This is a genomic window from Ochrobactrum sp. PL_is483 (genome assembly GCF_055816855.1).
In genome coordinates, this window is record NZ_JBVPGS010000009.1 from 1 (window position 1) to 2,029 (window position 2,029).

The following is a 2,029-nucleotide window of genomic DNA, read 5'->3' on the forward strand; positions in this document are numbered from 1 at the left end:
CGGACGGCTCGGCCTTGCCGCCAACTATGCCAATAGCTGGAAGGGCGAGGATGGGTTGACGGTCAACACCACCGTCTACGGCATTGCCAATCTCTATCAGGAGATGCTGGGTGGATCGTCGGTCAATGTGGCGGGCGTCGATTTCGACACCGACAATGATCGGACCTGGGGCGGCATCGGCGCTGGCGGCACCTATGCCTGGGCCGACAACAAATATGCCGTCTATGGCGAAGGCTCGATCAACACCGCGCTCAACCACTTCGCCGACAGCTACGCCCTCAAGGGCACCGTCGGCTTCAAGGTCAAGTGGTAAGGCGCAAACCCCGTCTTCCAAAAAGCAAAGCCCCGGTTCCAGCCGGGGCCTCCCTTTTGAACCAGCAAGAAAAGACCGACTGAGGGCGCGTCTGTTCTCACGGGCGAATTTCCACGGTCTCGTCTGGTTGCTGTCACTGGCAGAGCTTGCCGACCGGCTTGGCATTCCAGCCTACCGCATCTGCAATCTATGCTGCTGGTATGTGATGCCGATGCCCTGTGAACAGTACTGGACAAAAGCCTTCAGTTGGCCTTTCATTTATAGATGCTGGCATCGCTGACGCCGCGCTTGCGGCAAAGCTCCGAGACCGGGGCGTGCCAGCCTTGTGCTCCTTCAGAATGCCGATGATCTGTTCGTCCGTGAAGCGAGTGCGCTTCATTCCCTGGTCCTCTCAATGGGCCGGCGCTTACTTCAAAATGGATTATTTCAACGGGGCAAGGTCAGAGGATATTGTCGCGGAACGTTTTCTCTAATCAATGCAGAATCGACGACGAGAGTTGGTCACGGTAGTGCTTCCGCTAAGAACAACGTCATCGGCTGCACCCGTGATTCCAGCGGAAAACAGGCCTTGCTGCGGGTGGCTCCCTTGCCAACATCGACCGCGCCAGCCACCTTAAACTGCGAAAGGCGGGCAAAAATTCGGCATGGTCAAAGACGCCACCGCACCGAATGTCGGCTGCCGTTTCATTGTCGTTGATTCGAAGCAGCCAGCAGTGAAGTTTTACGAGCGTCTCGGTTTTACGCTGCTGGATACAGCCGCAAATAAAGCCAGCGAACAGCCAATGATGTATCCCGACATCCTTAAGGCCTAAAGCGCCAGTATCATCTGTTCGATTTCCAGAAATATGCGGTTAGAGCTATCAGCGAACTCTGCATATTTCGGTGCAGCTGGGCTTCAGTTTCATCCCTTCAATACTCGCGATAAGTCCAGCAATCACCTCCCTCGGTTCATCCAAGTCATCGACAATTTTATCATCGATCTTTACCGTTAACCTACACCCTGTTTTCTCTTGGAAGGCAACCGCAGCCCGCACCATTTGATCGAAGACATGCAGCGGTGATGGTGTGCGCGGCGGTGTTAGGCTGAACCGAACTTGATAAAAGTTCTGTTTACCAGCTGCGACGAGCTCAGGAAGCACATAGCCAATTATACCGTCATCCAGTTCCACCCAAATTAAATAGTCAGTTTGATCTGTGGTGTCGAGCCACTGAAAGCAGTCCATATCACCCCAGTGAAATCCCAGAGAATGTAAAAGGTTCCAAATCTGTATGCCATTGAATGTATTGTTATCGCTATAAGATGCGACGATACTTATAGTGTCAGGGGACAAACTTTTGATCTTCCGCACCAAGCTGAAGGCCCTTTCGCTCGTCGCGAAATCCTGAATTGCAGTTTCGAAACCATACGGAAGATCAGCAAGCTTCTTACTCAGCTTACCGCGCTAATTCCTTCCCGCGTCACTTCCTCGGATCGATCAGGCAACCTGGCCTGCTGCCGTTTTTTCGGACACCGAGTTAGGCTAATCCCCCCTTGTTTTCAAATTCCATCGGGCTGAGATAGCCCAGTGTCGAATGCCGACGCTTGGGATTGTAGAAGCGCTCGATGTAATCGAACACGTCCGCCTTTGCATCGTCTCTGGTTCTGTAGACCTTGCGAGCTGTCCTTTCCGTTTTGAGTGACGAGAAGAAGCTTTCCATCGCGGCATTGTCCCAGAC

The 2,029-nt window shown here is 53.1% G+C and carries 4 protein-coding genes and 1 pseudogene; 2 read left to right on the top strand and 3 right to left on the bottom strand.

Translation table 11 applies throughout. The features are described from left to right. Positions 1–313 (top strand): autotransporter outer membrane beta-barrel domain-containing protein (locus AC0TNJ_RS00055; RefSeq protein WP_473769856.1); only part of this gene is annotated, 313 nt, incomplete at its 5' end. Positions 314–570: 257 nt separating this feature from the next. Here AC0TNJ_RS00055 and AC0TNJ_RS00060 read toward each other — a convergent pair. Beyond that, positions 571–692 (bottom strand): annotated as a pseudogene (locus tag AC0TNJ_RS00060) (transposase); the annotation flags it as partial. A 265-nt stretch (positions 693–957) separates the two neighbouring features. Between AC0TNJ_RS00060 and AC0TNJ_RS00065 the strand changes: the two are divergent. Further along, the gene (locus tag AC0TNJ_RS00065; RefSeq protein ID WP_473769857.1) at positions 958–1,125 is read left to right on the top strand and encodes a hypothetical protein; all 168 of its coding nucleotides are present in this window, start codon (positions 958–960) and stop codon (positions 1,123–1,125) included. Between the two features lie 48 nt (positions 1,126–1,173). Here AC0TNJ_RS00065 and AC0TNJ_RS00070 read toward each other — a convergent pair whose 3' ends face one another. Continuing rightward, positions 1,174–1,662, bottom strand: coding sequence for a cell division protein ZipA C-terminal FtsZ-binding domain-containing protein (locus AC0TNJ_RS00070; RefSeq protein WP_473769859.1), 489 nt, complete (start codon positions 1,660–1,662; stop codon positions 1,174–1,176). A gap of 166 nt (positions 1,663–1,828) precedes the next feature. After that, positions 1,829–2,029: IS3 family transposase (locus AC0TNJ_RS00075; RefSeq protein WP_473769858.1), on the bottom strand; the 201-nt coding region annotated here is incomplete at its 5' end.

Excerpts from the sequence above, each read along its gene's own strand:
- AC0TNJ_RS00065 (WP_473769857.1), top strand. The coding sequence starts at position 958 with ATGGTCAAAGACGCCACCGCACCGAATGTCGGCTGCCGTTTCATTGTC.